Origin of the sequence: Streptomyces sp. NBC_00885 (genome assembly GCF_045207475.1) — a bacterium.
Taxonomy (GTDB): Bacteria; Actinomycetota; Actinomycetes; order Streptomycetales; family Streptomycetaceae; genus Streptomyces.
Genome location: NZ_CP108796.1, coordinates 1,334,364 through 1,349,919, shown reverse-complemented (window position 1 = coordinate 1,349,919; position 15,556 = coordinate 1,334,364). Strand labels below are relative to the sequence as shown.

Below are 15,556 nucleotides of genomic sequence, written 5' to 3'. Positions count from 1 at the left end.
CCACCCATTTCGGTGACCTGGGCAAAGGCGCCTCGGAGGGCAGCCGCGCCATTACCTCGCGCGTAATCGACGGCCCTCGCCGGACCCGCCACCCTTGCGGTACCGGAACTCGGGCGGCGCACTCCGTTCGAGTTCCGGGTCCCCGACCAGCCCGTACAACCTCGATGGAGGCTGATCCGCCATGTCCGCCACCCTGCTCGCCGGTATCTCCCGCACCACCGAGCCGCAGACGATGCTGCGCCGGTTCCTCGCTCTCGACGCCGTCGTCACCGGCGCGAACGGACTGGCATACGCCGCGGCATCCGGCCCTCTCGGGCGGTTGCTCGGAGTCGACTCGGCCCTGCTCCTCGAACTGGGCGTGTTCCTGGCCCTGTTCGGGGCCGGAGTCGGCTACCTCGCCTCCCGCCGCCGGCCCCCGCAGCTGCCCGTGAAGTTCGTCATCGACGCCAATCTGCTGTGGGCCGTCCTCAGCATCGCCGCGCTGGCGCTCTGGTTCGACCCCACGACCGCGGGAGCCGTCTGGATCGTGCTGCAGGCCATGACCGTCGCCGGGTTCGCGTCTCTTCAGTGGTCGGCGCTGCGCGCGGCCGCTACGGCGTGAGCGACTGCAGATACTTGACCGTCGCCGGATCCGCCGGGAGGAGGGTCTCGATGGCCAGCTCGGCGACGGTCACGTCCATCGGGGTGTTGAAGGTGGAGATGGACGAGACGAAGGACAGCACCCGCCCTTCGTGCTCGATCTGCAGCGGAAGCGCGAAATAGGGAGCGGGTGCGGGTTCCTGCCGCTCCTCGGCGTCGGAGCCGGCCGGGAGGGGGTAGGCGGCGACCTCGTCGTACAGCGCGCGCAGCGACTCGGAGCGGGCAAGCGCGATCTGCCGCTCCATCTGGGCCAGCAGATGACCGCGCCACTCCCGCAGATTACGGATCCGCGGGGCGAGGCCCTCGGGGTGGAGCGTGATCCGCATGGCGTTGAGGGGTGGCGTGAGCAGATGCTCCGGAAGCCCCTCCAGCAGCATCGCGATACCCCGGTTCGCGGCGACGACGGTGTACGAGCCGTCGACGACGATCGCGGGATACGGTTCGTAGCCCCTCAGCAGCCGCTCGATCCCCTCACGCAGGGCGCCCATCGACGGATCGTCGAGAGGCGTCTCGGTGAATCGAGGCGCGTAACCGGCCGCCAGCAGCAGGGCGTTGCGCTCCCGTACGGGAACCTCGAGGTGCTCGGCGAGGCGCAGGATCATCTCCTCGCTCGGGCGGGAGCGGCCCGTCTCGACAAAGCTGATGTGCCGGGCGGAGGAGTCGGCCCGCAGGGCCAGCTCCAGCTGGCTGATCCGGCGCCGGTCGCGCCAGCCGCGCAGCAGCGGACCTACTCCGGTGTCGGACGCGACAGTTGTCATGCCCGAAACCGTAGTACGGCACGTCGACGGCGTGCGAAGTCCACGCGGACGGCGAGCGGGGTCAATGTGACCTGCGTCACAAAATTGCGGACCCTGGGGGTTTGCTGGTTAGGCTCGGCAGCTTCGTATTCATCACAAATAGGACAGGAGTCTGCTTATGTCCGAGAGTCCCTCGGCCTTGGACTCGGACGCCTATGCGCGGCTGTGCTCAGAGCAGCAGCCGCGGCTCGTCGCGTATGCCCGCACCCTCACCGGCAATCCCTGGCTGGCCGACGATCTCGTCGCCGAGGCGCATTTCCGGGTCTGGCGGCGGTTGTCCTCGGGGCACTCGGTCGACGATGTGCCCGCGTATCTGGCGACGACTGTGCGTAACCTCGCCGACGCGGACGGGGACCCCGGCCGCCGGATCGCGTACGTCGGGCTCCTGTCACGCGTCCTGCGGCAGCTGCCGCAGCGCTGGGTCAAAGCGCTCTGGCTGGCCGAGGCCGAGGATCACCCTCTCGACGTGGTAGGACACCGCGTGGGCGCCGGGCACGGTGCGACGGCGGTGCTGCTGCACCGGGCGCAGGAGGGGCTGCGGCACGCGTTCTTGCGCGCGCATCCCGGGATACCGGACGACCCCGCGTGCGAGCGGCACTGGAAGCGGATTCCCGCCCATGTGGGCGAGGCCCCGGAGTCACCGCGACAGGCCGGGGAACTGTGCCTCCACCTGGAGGACTGCGGGGACTGTCGCGGCCGGCTGACCCTGCTGACCTGCGTGAACGACCGGCTGCCCGCGCTGGTCGGCCCCGCGCTGCTGGCGCTCGAAAGGGAAGCCCCGGCCGGAACGGGGGTTTCCGGCCGGGGCGGCACAAGGTGGGGACGCAGCGCGTCTCCACGTATTGGTGAACGATAAACCGTCCAGGCCCGTTCCCTGTTACCGGGGGTCACGCCTGTGATGGACGTAACGTTCCGCTACTGGCCGCTGCCCCTCGGCACCACCGTCGCGAGCACCGACGGCAGCGGGTACCAGTCGGCCGAGACCACGCTCGCGGAACGGCCCGCCAGCAGGTTCACACGGTCCCGCGCCTGCGTCTCGGTCGGGTTCGTGCCGTCGATCGCGGGCGCCACGTTGTGTGCGTCCGTCATGACGACGAGGTAGTGGTTCCGGTCGTACCACGAGGCGTCGACGGTCCCGCCCGCGTACGTACCGGCGTCACCGTCGAAGAGGACGAACCAGGGGCGGACGCCCGCGTCGGCGTACCGGGTGCGGGGATCACCCGCGGCGGCGCCATGGACGGCCGGGAACGCGGCCGCGTCCCGGAGGCGCCCTGCGGCGGCGAGATTACGCAGATGCATGGCGTACTCACGGTCCGTCCACAGTGAGTCCGCCGGGTTGCTCTCCTCCACCGTGCCGGGGATGAGCTCCACCACGAACTTCCCCGCGAGGGCCGAGCGGGCGGGCCAGCCGTTCGTCCTGACCGCCGTGTCGAGCTCCGGGAGGCCGCCCGCCAGATCGGCCGGACGGAACAGGGCGTCGCCGAGCCGGGCGGAGAGCAGTGCGTCGAGCGCGGCGGGTCCGCGGCCGTTGTTGTTCTGGAAGCCGTCCTTCATCTCGACCTTGATGAGGATGGGCCGGTGCCCGGGGTGGGCGTCGTGCCACGCCCTCATGTCCGAGAGGCAACCGCCGAGGTCCTGGTTTCTGGCCTTGGTGCGCAGCTGGGCGGGGCTGGAGGCGTTCTCGCAATTGTTGTTGTTGCCAAGGGGATTGCTGTGCGAGACCCGCCACGACCGGCCGAACACGTTGGTCCAGACGTCGAGTTCGAGCATCCCGGCGCCGGAGTCGAGGGCGTCGGCGAAGTACGGGTACTTGGCCTTCTCGTAAGCGTTGTGGACGCCCACCCAGGTGGCGGAGGAGTAGGGCAACTGCCCCGGATCCACCGAACCGGGAGTGGCCGCCTCCGCCGGCGCGAGTGCGGCGGCGAACAGCCCGGCCGCGACGGTGGTCGTCAGGGCAGCGCGCTTGAGGTTCCCCATGGTCCCCTGCCTTTGGGTCGATTGGGTCGATGCGATCAAGTCGACGGAAGAGTAGGGGAGTTGAGTGAACCGGGGGGAGACGGGGACCGGCCGTTACGGATGCGGCGGATGTGTGCGGGGGAATTCGGTCGCGCCCCGTGAGGTGAGCCGTTAGCTTCTGCCTGAGCGCAGTGAGGCAGGCGGCGCGACGGCGAAGGGGAGCCAGGCATGGAGACCGAGGGCGCGCGGACCGATCGTTTGGGCTTGCTGCTCGACCAGTTCGACCACGCCAGGGAGACTGCCGAGGTGCGGCTCACGGGGCTCAGCGACGAGGAGTACCTGTGGGAGCCGGTGCCCGGTTGCTGGTCGATCCGGCGCCGGGGCGAGGCGGCGACGCCCAGGGCGTTCGGGCCGGGCGAGTGGGTGCTCGACCTGGGCGCCCCGGACATTCCGGCAAGCGAGTACGCCGAGGTCGCCCGGCAGGCCGCCGGCGGGATGACCGTCGCCAAGATCGCCGATGACTGGAGCGTGAGTGTCGAGCGGGTCGAGCAGATCCTCACCCACACCGGTGCGCCGGAGCCCGACGCGACGCCGATCACGACCATCGCGTGGCGGCTGGCGCACCTGCACTTCCAGTTCGCGGGCGGATGGGAGTGGACCTTCGGTGAACGGCGGCAGGATCCGAAGCTGATGGTCGACTTCGTCCCCTCCGCCGCCTCGACACTCGAGCGGTTCTGGCCGGTGATCGACCGCTGGCGCGACAGTGTCGCCGCCGTCACCGACGAGCAGCTCGACATGGTCGGCTTCTCGCAGTACCCGTACAGCAACGACGCCGACAACCCCTTCATCACCGTGCTGGCGGGGGCCAATCTCGAACTCATCCACCACATGGCCGAGATCGCGTTGCTCCGCGACCTGTGGCGGGCCCGCTTCACCACACCTGGGTAGGCGAGGGGCGCCCGCCCCCGCCGCACCGCGTGCGTTCGTCCTCGGTGCGAGGGACCATGGCCGCATGCTTCTCGTACGGGTCGCCGATGTGTCGCGCGACGTCGCCGCCACCTCCGCCCGCTCGCGGAAGATCGCCGCGCTCGCGGGGCTCTTCACCGAGGCCGAGCCCGATGACGTCGGGCTCGTCATCTCCTACCTCGCCGGGAGCCTCCCGCAGGGCCGTATCGGCATCGGCTGGAGCGTGCTCAAGGAATCCGTACCTCCCGCCGAGGCCCCCAGCCTCACCGTCGCGGACACGGACGCCGCCCTGACCCGGCTCGCAAGCGTCGCGGGGCCCGGGTCCCAGGCCGAGCGCAAGCGGCTCGTGCGGGAGCTGATGGCCGCCGCCACCGCAGGGGAGCAGGAGTTTGTGATGCGGCTGCTCATCGGCGAGGTCCGCCAGGGCGCGCTCGACGCGGTCGCGCTGGAGGCCGTCGCGAAGGCCGCAGGCGCGCCTGCCGCCGATGTGCGCCGGGCCGTCATGCTCGACGGGTCGCTGCCCCGCGTCGCCCGCGCCCTGCTCGCAGACGGGCCGACCGCCCTGGCGCGGTTCCGGCTGCGCGTCGGTACCCCCGTCCTCCCGATGCTCGCCCACACGGCGAAGTCGGTCACCGAAGCGGTCCAGGCGCTGGAGACGGCCTGCGTCGTCGAGGAGAAGCTCGACGGCATCCGCGTCCAGGTGCATCGTGCGGGTGAGGACGTCCGTGTGTACACCAGGTCCCTCGACGACATCACCGACCGGCTCCCCGAAGTCGTCGCCGCCACACGTGGCATGACAGGTGATCAGTTCATCCTGGACGGCGAGGTCATCGCCCTGGACGCGAGCAGCGGACGCCCGGTCTCCTTCCAGGACATCGCCTCCCGCGTCGGCTCCCGCGTCGACGTGGACGCCGCCCGGGCCACCCTCCCCCTCTCGCCCGTCTTCTTCGACGTGCTCGCCGCCGACGGGGAGCCGACCCTCGACCTCACCGGCGCCGAACGGCACACCGTCCTCGCGCGCCTCGTACAGGATCCGATGCGTGTGCGTCGTACGGTCGTCGAGGACCCGGCGGACGCGGGGCAGATCGCCGCCGCCGAGGAGTTCTTCGCCGAGACTCTGCGCCGCGGCCACGAGGGCGTGCTCGTCAAAGCTCTCGACGCGCCCTACACGGCAGGACGCCGCGGCCGCTCCTGGCTCAAGGTCAAGCCGGTCCACACGCTCGACCTCGTCGTCCTGGCCGTCGAACGGGGCCATGGCAGGCGCACCGGACTCCTGTCCAACCTGCACCTCGGCGCACGGGCCGCCGACGGTACGTACGTCATGCTCGGCAAGACCTTCAAGGGCCTCACCGACGAGATGCTGCGCTGGCAGACGGAGCGGCTGGGCGAACTGGCAACCGGGGACGACGGGTTCACCGTCACCGTCCGTCCCGAGCTCGTCGTCGAGATCGCGTACGACGGAGTCCAGCGTTCCTCCCGCTACCCCGGCGGCGTCGCGCTGCGCTTCGCGCGCGTACTGCGCCACCGCCCCGACAAGCCCGCCGAGCAGGCCGACACCATCGAACAGGTGCTGGACTCCCGCGCCTGAACCAGGGTCGGCTCAGCGCAGGCCCCTCACCTTGTCGGTGAAGGCCGTCAGGTTGTCGACCGTGCGGGTGATCCGTTCGTCCAGGGTGAGAGTCTCCTCCTGCAGACCGCCGCGCAGCTTCGGCAGCTTCCGCCCGCGGATGTAGAGCGAGCAGGCGAGGTCCGCGCAGAGGTACGTGCCCACGGTGTTGCCGTCCCGGCCCGCCGCGCCGGCCAGGGGCGCGGCGAAGAGGGTCACCCCGGACGAGGCGTGCCCGGTGAGGCAGACCTGGCACATGCTGGACTTCACCGCGCTGGTCCGTCCGGTGGAAGGCACCCGGAGGGTGATGCCGACCGGCCCGTCCTCGCGGGGAAGGACGATATGCGCCCGCAGGGGAGCGCCGGGATCGGTCCAGCCGAGGAAGTCAAGGTCGTCCCATGGGCGTTCGGCGAAATCGGCGGGCAGCTTCATGCGCGTGGCCTCGCCCTTCGTGCAGTTGACGAAGGATCCGCGTATCTGCTTTTCGGTCAGAGCTTCCACCGGTGGAAGGTACACAGAGCGCGTTCGGGCGGGCATCCCATTTATGGTGGCCGAAGTCGCCGCAGTTTCCTGAACCGCTTCCTGAACCGCTTCCTGAACCGTTTCCTGCGCCACTTCCTGAGCCGTTTTCCGAAGGGATCCTGGTCATGCCCACAGAGCCGCTGTCGCAGAAGGAGATCGAGGACCGCCTGCGGGAGCTCCCCGGCTGGTCCCAGGAGGGCGACCGCATCGCCCGCTCCTACCGCCTCTCCACGCATTTCGCGGCGACCGCGATGGTCGTACACATCGCCCAGATCCAGGAGGCGCTGAACCACCACTCGGACCTGACGCTCGGCTACAACACCGTCGCACTGTCGGTGAACAGCCATGACGCGGGCGGCGCAGTCACCGAAAAGGACTTCGAGCTGGCCCAGCGCGTGGAGGAGATCGCGGCGGGCCACGGCGCGAGCTGACGGGCGGGGCCGGGCGCCCGGCTTCGCCGCACAGGTTAAAGATCAAGCTAGCCGCGGCGGACCAATTCCATCACCCAGTTCGTCAGCCACGTCTTCTCGCCGTCGACCGAGAACGCCTGCTCCCATGTCGCCGTCGTCTCGGTGATGTCCGACCAGAGGAAGCGGACCCGTATGTCCTTGCCCTGGTAGGTGTCGTCGCCGTAGAACACACCGCGCCCGTCCGCCCCGAATCCGCCCACCACGGGCGGGTCCAGCACGCCCCGGCGGTCGTTCGACCAGTACAGCGACCACTCCTCGCGCTCGGTGTCGTACAGCCGCAGCGTCAGACCCCTGAAGCCCATCGTCGGGAATGCGATCTCGTCGAAGTTCGCCCCGCCGTCGAAGTGGCGCGACGCGCGGCTCACCGCGGTGAACTCCTCCCACTCGCTTCTCTCGTCGAGGAAGTCCTTGAGGCGGCGGTTGGCAACGATCCACTCGCCCTGAAAGAAGTCGAAGTCAGTCGTGCTCACGAGTGGTCTCCTGTCGTGCCGTCGGGCAGTGAGTCGGCGAGATAGGCGTCGAGATCCGGGCGGTGTGGCGCGAGCATGTGCCGTACCCACGCGTTGCGTTCGTGCTGGATCGGCGGCAGCTCCCAGACACAGCCGATCCATGGCCGATCGGCTCTGTCGAGCCGGACGAAATGGGACGGGTCGCGGTCCGGGCAGTCCAGCACCGGCTGTCCGGCGACCGCGCAGCCGAAGTGCAGGACGTTGTCCCACACCCAGCTGTACGCGTTGATGTACGCGCCGTCGTCCCCTCCCCTGTGGAGGACGACGAACGTGGCCGGCGGTGTGCCGTCCGGCTCCGGCAGGAGCTCGGGGAGCATCGCGTACGCGGCCTTCTCGACCGCGGGCTCGATTCCGCCCGGGTCCCCCGTGACGTGGTACCGCTTGATGTGGCGGCCGCCGACCTCGATCGGGGGCAGTGCCCGCAGCAGCTTCTCGGTGAAGGTCATGGCAGGACGCTAAGCCCACTTCACTGACATCCTGTGTCAGTGAAGTCCAGCCGTCTTGTCTCGATCCTCCTGCTGCTCCAGACCCGCGGTCGGATGACCGCCGCCCAGCTCGCGCAGGAGCTGGACGTGTCCGTACGAACCGTCTACCGCGATGTCGAGGCGCTGCACACGGCCGGTGTGCCGCTGTACGGGGACGCCGGCCACGCCGGTGGATACCAGCTGCTCGCCGGCTACCGAACCCGGCTGACCGGCCTGTCCGCGGGGGAGGCCGAAGCGTTGTTCCTCTCCGGGATCCCGGGACCGGCCGCCGAACTCGGCCTCGGTTCGGCGCTGGCCGCGGCTCAGCTCAAGCTGCGTGCGGCGCTCCCGGCCGAGTTGCGCGACCAGGCCGACCGGATGCGGTCCCGATTCCATCTGGACGCGCCCGGCTGGTACGCGTCCGACGACGAGGTGCCGTATCTGACGGCGGTCGCGGACGCGGTCTGGCACAGCCGGGTGCTCGACATCCGCTACCGCCGCTGGAAGGAGCCGACAGATGTCGACCGGCGCCTCGAGCCGTACGGCCTGGTGCTGAAGGCGGGCCGCTGGTACGTCGTCGCCGGGCCGGGCCCGCGGACGTTCCGCGTCGACCAGATCCTTGAACTCGCAGTAGTGGAAGGGAAGGTCGCGCTGCCTGTCGACTTCGATCTGGCCGCCTACTGGCAGCGCTACCAGGCCGACTTCCACGCCCGGCTGCATGGCGGCGATGCGCTGGTGCGCCTCTCGCCGTCCGCGGCCGCGCGGCTGACGGGCGCGGCGGTCCGGGCGCCGGCCGACACCGGCACCCAGGAGGCGGACGGTTGGACGCGGGCGGTGCTGCCGATCGAGTCCGTTGACCACGCGCATCGCGAATTCCTGGCGATGGGTGCGGAGATCGAGGTGCTGGAGCCGAAGGAGCTCCGGACCCGGCTTGCGGCGACGGCCCGGGCGCTGGCGGAGCGGTACGCCGGGGGCTAGCGTCGCCTCCGGCGCAATTGTGCGACAGGGCCGCACATCCAGCCCGTCCGGCGTTTGAGGACATGCGGCCGAAGGTCGCATACGGGGGTCCAGGGGGGCGGAGCCCCGGGGCCCTACCCCCACGCACCCCCACCCGCCACCGCCTTCGCGAAGTCCGTGAAGTCCTTCGGCTCGCGGCCCAGTACCCGCCGCACCCCGTCCGTCAGCGACGCGTTGTGACCGTCGAGCAGCATCGTGAACAGGTCCGACAGCCACTCCGACTCCGGTCCGGGGAAGCCGAACTGCTGAAGCATCTCGGCGTATTCCACCCCGGACACCGGGACGTACCGCACCTCGCGGCCCGACGCGCGGCCGATCTCCGCCGCCACCTCGCCGAAGGTGAGCAGCCGGGGACCCGTCAGTTCATGGACCTGTCCGGCGTGACCGTCCTCGGTGAGCGCCGCGACCACCACGTCCGCCAGGTCGTCGGCGTCGATGAAGGGCTCGGCGGCCTCGCCCGCGGGGAAGGGGATCTCACCGGTGAGGACCCCCTCGTACATCGCGCCCTCGCTGAAGTTCTGGGCGAAGAAGCTGGCCCGTACGACCGTCAGGTCCAGGCCCGATTCCCGCAGCGCCTCCTCCGCCACCACCGCGTCCGGCTCACCGCGGCCGGAGAGCAGCACCAGACGCCCCACTCCGCTCTCGGCCGCGACCCGGCCGAGGGCCCGCATCGCCTCGGGCGCGCCCGGGGCCGCGAGGTCCGGGAAGTACGCGACGTAGGCCGCGTCCGCGCCCCTCAGTGCGGGTCCCCAGGTCGACTCGTCCTCCCAGTCGAAGAGGACCGATCCCTTGCGCGATCCGGCCCGCACGTTCACGCCGCGCGCCGCGAGGCGCTCCGCCACCCGCCGGCCGGTCTTGCCCGTGGCCGCTGTCACCAACACCGTTTCCTGCTTCAGGTTCTCTGTCATGCCTCAAGGTTCGCTGCCTCGGTCTGGACTCTCCATGCTCCAGAGGCTCAATGCCATATGCGTGCGTCTACGCTGAGGAGCATGGACGCACTCGCCGGACTTCTGGACGGACCGCGCGCCAGGGGAGCCTTCCTCCTGCGGATGGTGATGGAGCCGCCGTGGTCCGTTCGCATCGAGGACCGGGCCCCGCTCTCCCTGCTGTGCATGACCGCGGGCGAGGCCTGGATCATGCCCGACGACGGTGACCCGGTGCTGTTGCGTCCCGGCGATGTCGCGATCGCACGGGGCCCGGGTCCGTACACCGCGGCGGACGAGGTCACCCGCGATCCGACGGCGCTGATCGGTCCTGGCGGCACCTGCCACACCCTCCAGGGCGAACCGCTCGCGGAGGCCATGCACTTGGGCGTACGCAGCTGGGGCAACGACCCGCACGGCTCGGCCACGATGCTGGTCGGGACGTACCAGATGAAGGGCGAGGTCAGTGCGCGGCTGCTCGACGCGCTGCCCCAACTGCTCCATCTGCCCGCCGATGTCTGGGACTGCCCGCTGATGCCGGTGCTCGACGACGAGATCTCCCGGGACGAGCCGGGCCAGAGCGTGGTGCTCGACCGGATCCTGGATCTGGTGCTGATCGCCGTGGTGCGGGCCTGGTTCTCGCGTCCCGGCGCCGAGGCGCCCGCCTGGTATGTGGCCATGGGTGACCCGGTGGTGGGCCGGGCGCTGCGGCTGCTTCAGGACGACCCGGCGCACGCGTGGACGGTGGCCTCGCTGGCCGCGAAGTGCGGGGTTTCCAGAGCCGGGCTCGCCCGCCGCTTCAACGATCTGGTGGGGGAGCCGCCGATGGCGTACCTCACGGGGTGGCGGCTCGCGCTCGCGGCGGATCTGCTGCGCGACACCGACGCGACGGTCGAGGCGGTGGCCAGAAGGGTCGGCTACAGCGGCTCGTTCGCGCTGAGCACCGCATTCAAGCGGGTACGGGGCATCAGCCCGCAGGAACACCGCACCGGCGCAGCTTTGCCGGAACGGCAACAAGAGTCGCGCTGACGGCGCCGTGGCGCGACGCTGAGGGCATGAGTCATCACCACGACAATCACGACAGCACGCACATCGACTGGGACGAGATGAGCGGCCTGCTCGAGCGCAACGCGCAGTTCCAGGGCCCCCTGTACGAGCAGGTGGGGGCCTGGCTTGGTGAGTTGCTGCCGGTGGCCGGGGTCCGGCGGATCCTGGACATCGGCAGCGGCCCGGGAGTGCTGACCCTGCTGCTGGCTCGGGCGTTCCCGTACGCGGAAGTGGTGGCCGTGGACGCCACCGAACCGTTGCTCGACCGGGCCCGCGCCCGCGCCGAGCGCGCCGGGCTCGGGGACCGCGTCCGTACGCACCACGCCGAACTCCCGGACGGAATCGACGAGTTGGGCGAGGCGGATCTGATCTGGGCGGGCAATTCGCTGCACCACATCGGCGACCAGCGCGCCGCGCTCGGCGGCTTCGCCCGGCTGTTGCGCCCGGGCGGGCTGCTCGCGATCGCGGAGGGCGGACTGCCCGCGCGTCAGCTGCCGCGCGACATCGGGATCGGCCGGCCGGGTCTGGAGAGCAGGCTGGACGCGGCGCAGGGCGAGTGGTTCATCGAGATGCGGGCCGGGCTGCCCGGAGCGAAGGACGAGGTCGAGGACTGGCGGGCGCTGATGGCCGCCGCGGGCCTCGCGCCGAGTGGGACGCGATCGTTCCTGCTCGACATCCCCGCGCCGGTGCCCGAGGCCGTACGCGAACATCTCGTCGGCGCCGTCGGCTGGCAGCGCAGGATGCTGGACGGACGGCTGGCGACGGACGATGTCGCGGTGCTCGACCGGCTGCTCGACCCCGAGGACCCGCAGGGCCTGCTCCATCGCCCGGACGTGTACCTGCTCACCGCGCGCACGGTGCACACCGCACGGCGGGACTGAGTCAGGAACAGGGCTCCAGGCGCCACCACTGGCCGGGGGAGTCGGTGTCCTCCCACTGCCGCACGTTCGCGCCGTCCTCGGTGCTGCCGCCCTCGACCTCCAGCAGCAGACCGCTGATGAAGCTGACGACGGTGACGGTGCCCGGGGAGTCCAGGTGCTGCTCGACGATCCATTCCTGGGCGCCGAAGTTGTTGGCCCTCCACTGCTGGATGTTGGCGCCGTTCTCGGTGGAGGCGTTCGCGACGTCCAGCCGCTTTCCGCTGGCGGCGTTCACGAAGTGGTGGAGCCCGCTGCCACCCGGTACGGGATCGATCTGCCACTGCTGGGCCGGGGCTGCGCTGTCCTTGCCCTGCTGGACATTGGCACCGCTGCCCTTGGCTCCGCCGTACACCTCGAGGAGCAGCCCGCTGCCGATGTTGCGCACCAGATAGAGCCCTGGTGCCAGTGCCCCGCTCAATGTTCGTACCTCTCGGTCGGCCCTGTCGCGTTCGCGCTGACCGATCGTACGAGAGAGGCTGGGCGAAGCCCTCGCCGGACGCCTGACGGCGGCGAGGGCGACGCCTGCCGGTTAAGCCGTGCCGGACTCAGTGCACCCGCACCTTGAGGGGCGGCGACGCGATGCCTCCGCCGACGATCCGGAGCGTGTTGCGGCCCTTGAGACCGAGGTAGACCCGCATCTTGTAGGTCGACCGCTGCGTGAGGTTCATGGAGGCGGGCAGGGTGACCCACCTGCCGTTCTGCTTCTGCTGCAGCGTGACCCGGGTCCCGGGAGGCAGTTGCCGGGCCTTGCCGTACACCCGGAACTCCTGCCACGCCTGGACGCCGTCGGTCGTGGCTCTCGCCGTCAGCGTGGGTCCTGCGTGGGCCGGTCTCGCGCTGTCACGGCCGGTGTCCGTCGCCGGTGGCGCGGGGGAGACAACGGCCATGGCCACTCCGACGGAACCGGCCAGCACGGCGGCCGTCGCGATTCCGGTCACCGACGCACGCTTGAAACGCTCCATGGGATCACTCCAGGGGGAAGGGGGACTACGGATCACCAACCCTAGGCATATGGGGCGTAAATATGAGGAATCGACGCGCTCGTGGTGAAACGGCCCTTGGTTGCGCTACGGATCAGTCGCAAGCTCGCTGGACCGGTGGCCCCCGGGCAGTGCGACATACCTCGCGTAGGCCTCCCGGCAGTCGGGCACGAAAGGCCACTGATCCAGTGCCTCCCGCAGCGCGGGTTCGGGCAGCCAGGCGTGCCACGCGATCTCCCGCGGGTCCGGCGTCAGGTCGCCCTCGATCACGGCCTCGTGCAGACCGAGCCAGTACGGGCTGATCGTCCCGTGGCACAGGAACTTGAGGACGAACCGGACCTGGGCCGCCCGTATCCCGGCTTCCTCGGCGAGTTCCCTTCCGGCGGCGTCCGCGTAGGACTCGCCCGCCTCAACCGCTCCGCCGAGCAACCAGTTGTACTGGCCCGGGAAGCGCGCGGCGCTTCCCGGTCGCCGGTGCACCAGGATCCGGCCCGTCGCGTCCCGGCACACGACGGTTGCCACCCGGTGCAGCCACCGGTTGCGGATGGCCTCATCCCGGTCGACGACGCCCAGCTCCCGGTCCTGCTCGTCCACGCGTTCCACCCGTTCGGACATGGTGTCGGTCACCGGCCGCCGGAGACCCTCAGGACCGTGCCCGTCGTGTATGAGGCGTCGGGCGACAGCAGCCAGGCGACCGCCGCGGCGATCTCCTCCGGTTCGCCGGGGCGGCCGAGCGGGATCGTGGTGGCCGCCTTGGACGGGCGGTCGGGGTCGCCCATGGTGGCGTGCATGTCGGTGTTGATGACGCCGGGCGCGACCGCGTTGACCCGGATGCCGTCCGGGCCGAGTTCCTTGGCCAGGCCGACCGTCAGGGCGTCGGTGGCCGCCTTCGTCGCGGCGTAGTGGACGTACTCGCCGGGGCTGCCCAGCGTCGCCGCCGCGGATGAGATGTTGACGATGGCGCCGGAGCCGAGCGCCGCCATGTCGCGGGCGGCCCGCCGGCAGCACAGCAGGTAGCCCAGGAGGTTCACCTCGATGACCCGGCGCAGGTCCGAAGTGCGGGTGTCGGTGAGTCTGCCGAGCGGGCCGGTCACTCCGGCGTTGTTGACCAGGCCGGTCACCGGGCCGAGTTCGCGCGCGGCGGTGTCGAACAGCCGCTCCACGTCGGCCTCTTCGGACACGTCCGCCTGCACCGTGACGCAGCGGGCGCCCGCCGCACGTACAGCGGCTGCGACCTCGTTCGCCGCCGCGCCGTCGCTGACGTACGCCAGGGCCAGGTCGTGGCCGTCGGCCGCCAGCCGGACGCATGTCGCTGCGCCGATGCCCCGGCTGCCGCCTGTGACGATGGTGACCGGACGTGACACGTGCTGCCTCCCGTGCTTGTTGCGTGCTGCGTCGCGCGTTCGACAGCAAGTCGTACCTCATCAAACCCCGAAGGGCGTGCCCCTGGCCGCTGAACAGCAGCCAGGGGCACGCCCGCCCGCGCCGATCAGGGACGTCAGTTCCAGTCGAAGCCGTCCGGGTCGGGGCCGAGGCGCTTGCCCTCGTCCAGGGCGGCCAACGCGAGCATGTCCTCGTCGTCCAGCTCGAAGCCGAACACATCGAAGTTCTCGGCGATACGCGACGGAGTCACCGACTTGGGAATGACCACGTTCCCCGTCTGCAGGTGCCAGCGCAGCACCACCTGAGCGGGCGTCCTGCCGTGCTTCTGCGCGATCGCGACGACCGTCGGGACCTCCAGAAGGCCCTTGCCCTGGCCCAGCGGGGACCAGGCCTCGGTGCGGATGCCGTGCTCGGCGTGGAAGGCGCGCAACTCCGTCTGCTGGAGCTGCGGGTGCAGCTCGACCTGGTTGACGGCCGGTACGACGCCGGACTCCTCGATGACGCGACTGAGCTGCGGCACCTTGAAGTTGGAGACGCCGATCGCCTTCGCGCGGCCGCTCTGCTCTATCTCGGTGAACGTCTTCCAGATCGTGAGGTAGTCCTCGCGCATCGCGCGCGGCCAGTGGATCAGGTAGAGGTCGACATGGTCGAGGCCCAGCTTCTTCAGCGAGGCGTCGAATTCACGCAGGACGGCGTCACGCGTCCATGTCACGGACGAGCCGTTCCACAGCTTCGTCGTGATGAAGAGTTCCTCGCGGGCGATTCCGGAGGCGGCCACGGCGCGTCCGGTGCCCTCTTCGTTCTCGTAGATGGCCGCGGTGTCGATGCTGCGGTAGCCGGCTTCCAGAGCCGTGCCAACCGCCTTCGCCGCCTCGTCGTCGGGCACCTGCCAGACACCGAAGCCGAGCTGCGGCATCGCGACGCCATTGTTGAGGGTGAGGGAGGGGACCTTGCTCACGAGCGGTCGATCCTTACGTCGTCGGTTGGTACGCCCATCGTCAACGATCACCTTCGCAGACGCATTCCCGACGCCGAAGTTGGCCTGATACAGCTCCGACCTTATCGGTCCGGACCATTGACCGCGTCTCCTCAAGACGCAACTCTATGGCACATAGCTGAACGCCGGACACTCATGTGAACGGATGTATCAGCCCTGCTCCACCATGCGTCACCGGGCAATCACTCCTGAATCACTCCTGACCCCACATCTCAGGAAGGCAGGCACGGCTCATGCAGGACAACAAGGAAGCATCGAAGAAAACATCGGAGGAGAGGGCCACCTGGCAGACCCCCGAGTACACGGTCGTCGAGACCGCGCTCGAGGTCACCGCCTACGCCCTCACCGACCGGTAGACCC

General features: G+C 70.1%; 20 protein-coding genes. 9 read left to right on the top strand and 11 right to left on the bottom strand.

The window, feature by feature from the left end; all coding sequences use genetic code 11:
• The first annotated feature begins 181 nt into the window (after positions 1–181).
• Positions 182–601 (top strand): hypothetical protein, encoded by a 420-nt coding sequence (locus tag OHA61_RS06170; RefSeq protein WP_324972466.1) that lies wholly within the window; start codon positions 182–184, stop codon positions 599–601.
• On the opposite strand, the gene OHA61_RS06165 is transcribed toward OHA61_RS06170, so the two are convergent.
• Positions 591–1,397: a helix-turn-helix domain-containing protein gene (locus OHA61_RS06165; protein ID WP_406302121.1), complete on the bottom strand. Its 807-nt coding sequence runs from the start codon at positions 1,395–1,397 to the stop codon at positions 591–593. The genes OHA61_RS06170 and OHA61_RS06165 overlap by 11 nt on opposite strands.
• A gap of 157 nt (positions 1,398–1,554) precedes the next feature.
• On the opposite strand from OHA61_RS06165, the gene OHA61_RS06160 reads away from it, so the two are divergent.
• On the top strand, positions 1,555–2,292 hold the full coding sequence (locus OHA61_RS06160; protein WP_406302120.1) for an RNA polymerase sigma factor: 738 nt from the start codon (positions 1,555–1,557) through the stop codon (positions 2,290–2,292).
• A 59-nt stretch (positions 2,293–2,351) separates the two neighbouring features.
• Here the strand turns inward: OHA61_RS06160 and OHA61_RS06155 are convergent, their stop codons facing one another.
• On the bottom strand, positions 2,352–3,413 hold the full coding sequence (locus tag OHA61_RS06155; RefSeq protein WP_406302119.1) for a phosphatidylinositol-specific phospholipase C domain-containing protein: 1,062 nt from the start codon (positions 3,411–3,413) through the stop codon (positions 2,352–2,354).
• A 207-nt stretch (positions 3,414–3,620) separates the two neighbouring features.
• On the opposite strand from OHA61_RS06155, the gene OHA61_RS06150 reads away from it, so the two are divergent.
• The gene (locus OHA61_RS06150) at positions 3,621–4,340 is read left to right on the top strand and encodes a DinB family protein (RefSeq protein WP_406302118.1); all 720 of its coding nucleotides are present in this window, start codon (positions 3,621–3,623) and stop codon (positions 4,338–4,340) included.
• Positions 4,341–4,404: 64 nt separating this feature from the next.
• Positions 4,405–5,946, top strand: a complete 1,542-nt coding sequence (locus OHA61_RS06145; RefSeq protein WP_406302117.1) for an ATP-dependent DNA ligase — start codon at positions 4,405–4,407, stop codon at positions 5,944–5,946.
• 12 nt (positions 5,947–5,958) lie between these two features.
• On the opposite strand, the gene OHA61_RS06140 is transcribed toward OHA61_RS06145, so the two are convergent.
• Entirely contained in the window at positions 5,959–6,465 is a 507-nt protein-coding gene (locus OHA61_RS06140) for an FBP domain-containing protein (RefSeq protein ID WP_406302116.1), read from the bottom strand.
• 146 nt (positions 6,466–6,611) lie between these two features.
• Here OHA61_RS06140 and OHA61_RS06135 point away from each other — a divergent pair, with 146 nt between their 5' ends.
• Positions 6,612–6,917, top strand: coding sequence for a 4a-hydroxytetrahydrobiopterin dehydratase (locus OHA61_RS06135; protein ID WP_389369245.1), 306 nt, complete (start codon positions 6,612–6,614; stop codon positions 6,915–6,917).
• Positions 6,918–6,964: 47 nt separating this feature from the next.
• Here the strand turns inward: OHA61_RS06135 and OHA61_RS06130 are convergent, their stop codons facing one another.
• Positions 6,965–7,426, bottom strand: a complete 462-nt coding sequence (locus OHA61_RS06130) for a hypothetical protein (protein WP_406302115.1) — start codon at positions 7,424–7,426, stop codon at positions 6,965–6,967.
• Positions 7,423–7,911, bottom strand: coding sequence for a hypothetical protein (locus OHA61_RS06125; RefSeq protein ID WP_406302114.1), 489 nt, complete (start codon positions 7,909–7,911; stop codon positions 7,423–7,425). Before OHA61_RS06125 ends, OHA61_RS06130 begins: the two co-directional genes overlap by 4 nt.
• A gap of 39 nt (positions 7,912–7,950) precedes the next feature.
• Between OHA61_RS06125 and OHA61_RS06120 the strand changes: the two genes are divergently transcribed.
• Positions 7,951–8,907, top strand: a complete 957-nt coding sequence (locus OHA61_RS06120) for a helix-turn-helix transcriptional regulator (RefSeq protein WP_406302113.1) — start codon at positions 7,951–7,953, stop codon at positions 8,905–8,907.
• 113 nt (positions 8,908–9,020) lie between these two features.
• Here OHA61_RS06120 and OHA61_RS06115 read toward each other — a convergent pair whose 3' ends face one another.
• Positions 9,021–9,854: an NAD(P)H-binding protein gene (locus OHA61_RS06115; protein WP_406302112.1), complete on the bottom strand. Its 834-nt coding sequence runs from the start codon at positions 9,852–9,854 to the stop codon at positions 9,021–9,023.
• Between the two features lie 81 nt (positions 9,855–9,935).
• Here OHA61_RS06115 and OHA61_RS06110 point away from each other — a divergent pair, with 81 nt between their 5' ends.
• Positions 9,936–10,898, top strand: coding sequence for an AraC family transcriptional regulator (locus tag OHA61_RS06110; protein ID WP_406302111.1), 963 nt, complete (start codon positions 9,936–9,938; stop codon positions 10,896–10,898).
• Positions 10,899–10,924: 26 nt separating this feature from the next.
• Positions 10,925–11,797 (top strand): class I SAM-dependent methyltransferase, encoded by an 873-nt coding sequence (locus tag OHA61_RS06105; protein WP_406302110.1) that lies wholly within the window; start codon positions 10,925–10,927, stop codon positions 11,795–11,797.
• 1 nt (position 11,798) lies between these two features.
• On the opposite strand, the gene OHA61_RS06100 is transcribed toward OHA61_RS06105, so the two are convergent.
• The 5 genes from OHA61_RS06100 to OHA61_RS06080 form a co-directional block, all read right to left on the bottom strand.
• Entirely contained in the window at positions 11,799–12,254 is a 456-nt protein-coding gene (locus OHA61_RS06100; RefSeq protein WP_406302109.1) for an RICIN domain-containing protein, read from the bottom strand.
• A gap of 127 nt (positions 12,255–12,381) precedes the next feature.
• Positions 12,382–12,798 (bottom strand): hypothetical protein, encoded by a 417-nt coding sequence (locus OHA61_RS06095; RefSeq protein WP_328666910.1) that lies wholly within the window; start codon positions 12,796–12,798, stop codon positions 12,382–12,384.
• Positions 12,799–12,903: 105 nt separating this feature from the next.
• Positions 12,904–13,431, bottom strand: coding sequence for an NUDIX hydrolase (locus tag OHA61_RS06090; RefSeq protein ID WP_406307290.1), 528 nt, complete (start codon positions 13,429–13,431; stop codon positions 12,904–12,906).
• A gap of 8 nt (positions 13,432–13,439) precedes the next feature.
• Complete coding sequence (locus OHA61_RS06085) at positions 13,440–14,180, bottom strand: SDR family NAD(P)-dependent oxidoreductase (protein ID WP_406302108.1); 741 nt, start codon at positions 14,178–14,180, stop codon at positions 13,440–13,442.
• Positions 14,181–14,314: 134 nt separating this feature from the next.
• Positions 14,315–15,157, bottom strand: a complete 843-nt coding sequence (locus tag OHA61_RS06080) for an aldo/keto reductase (protein ID WP_406302107.1) — start codon at positions 15,155–15,157, stop codon at positions 14,315–14,317.
• A 272-nt stretch (positions 15,158–15,429) separates the two neighbouring features.
• Here OHA61_RS06080 and pqqA point away from each other — a divergent pair, with 272 nt between their 5' ends.
• Positions 15,430–15,552, top strand: coding sequence for a pyrroloquinoline quinone precursor peptide PqqA (pqqA, locus tag OHA61_RS06075; RefSeq protein ID WP_406302106.1), 123 nt, complete (start codon positions 15,430–15,432; stop codon positions 15,550–15,552).
• The last annotated feature ends 4 nt before the right edge of the window (positions 15,553–15,556 follow it).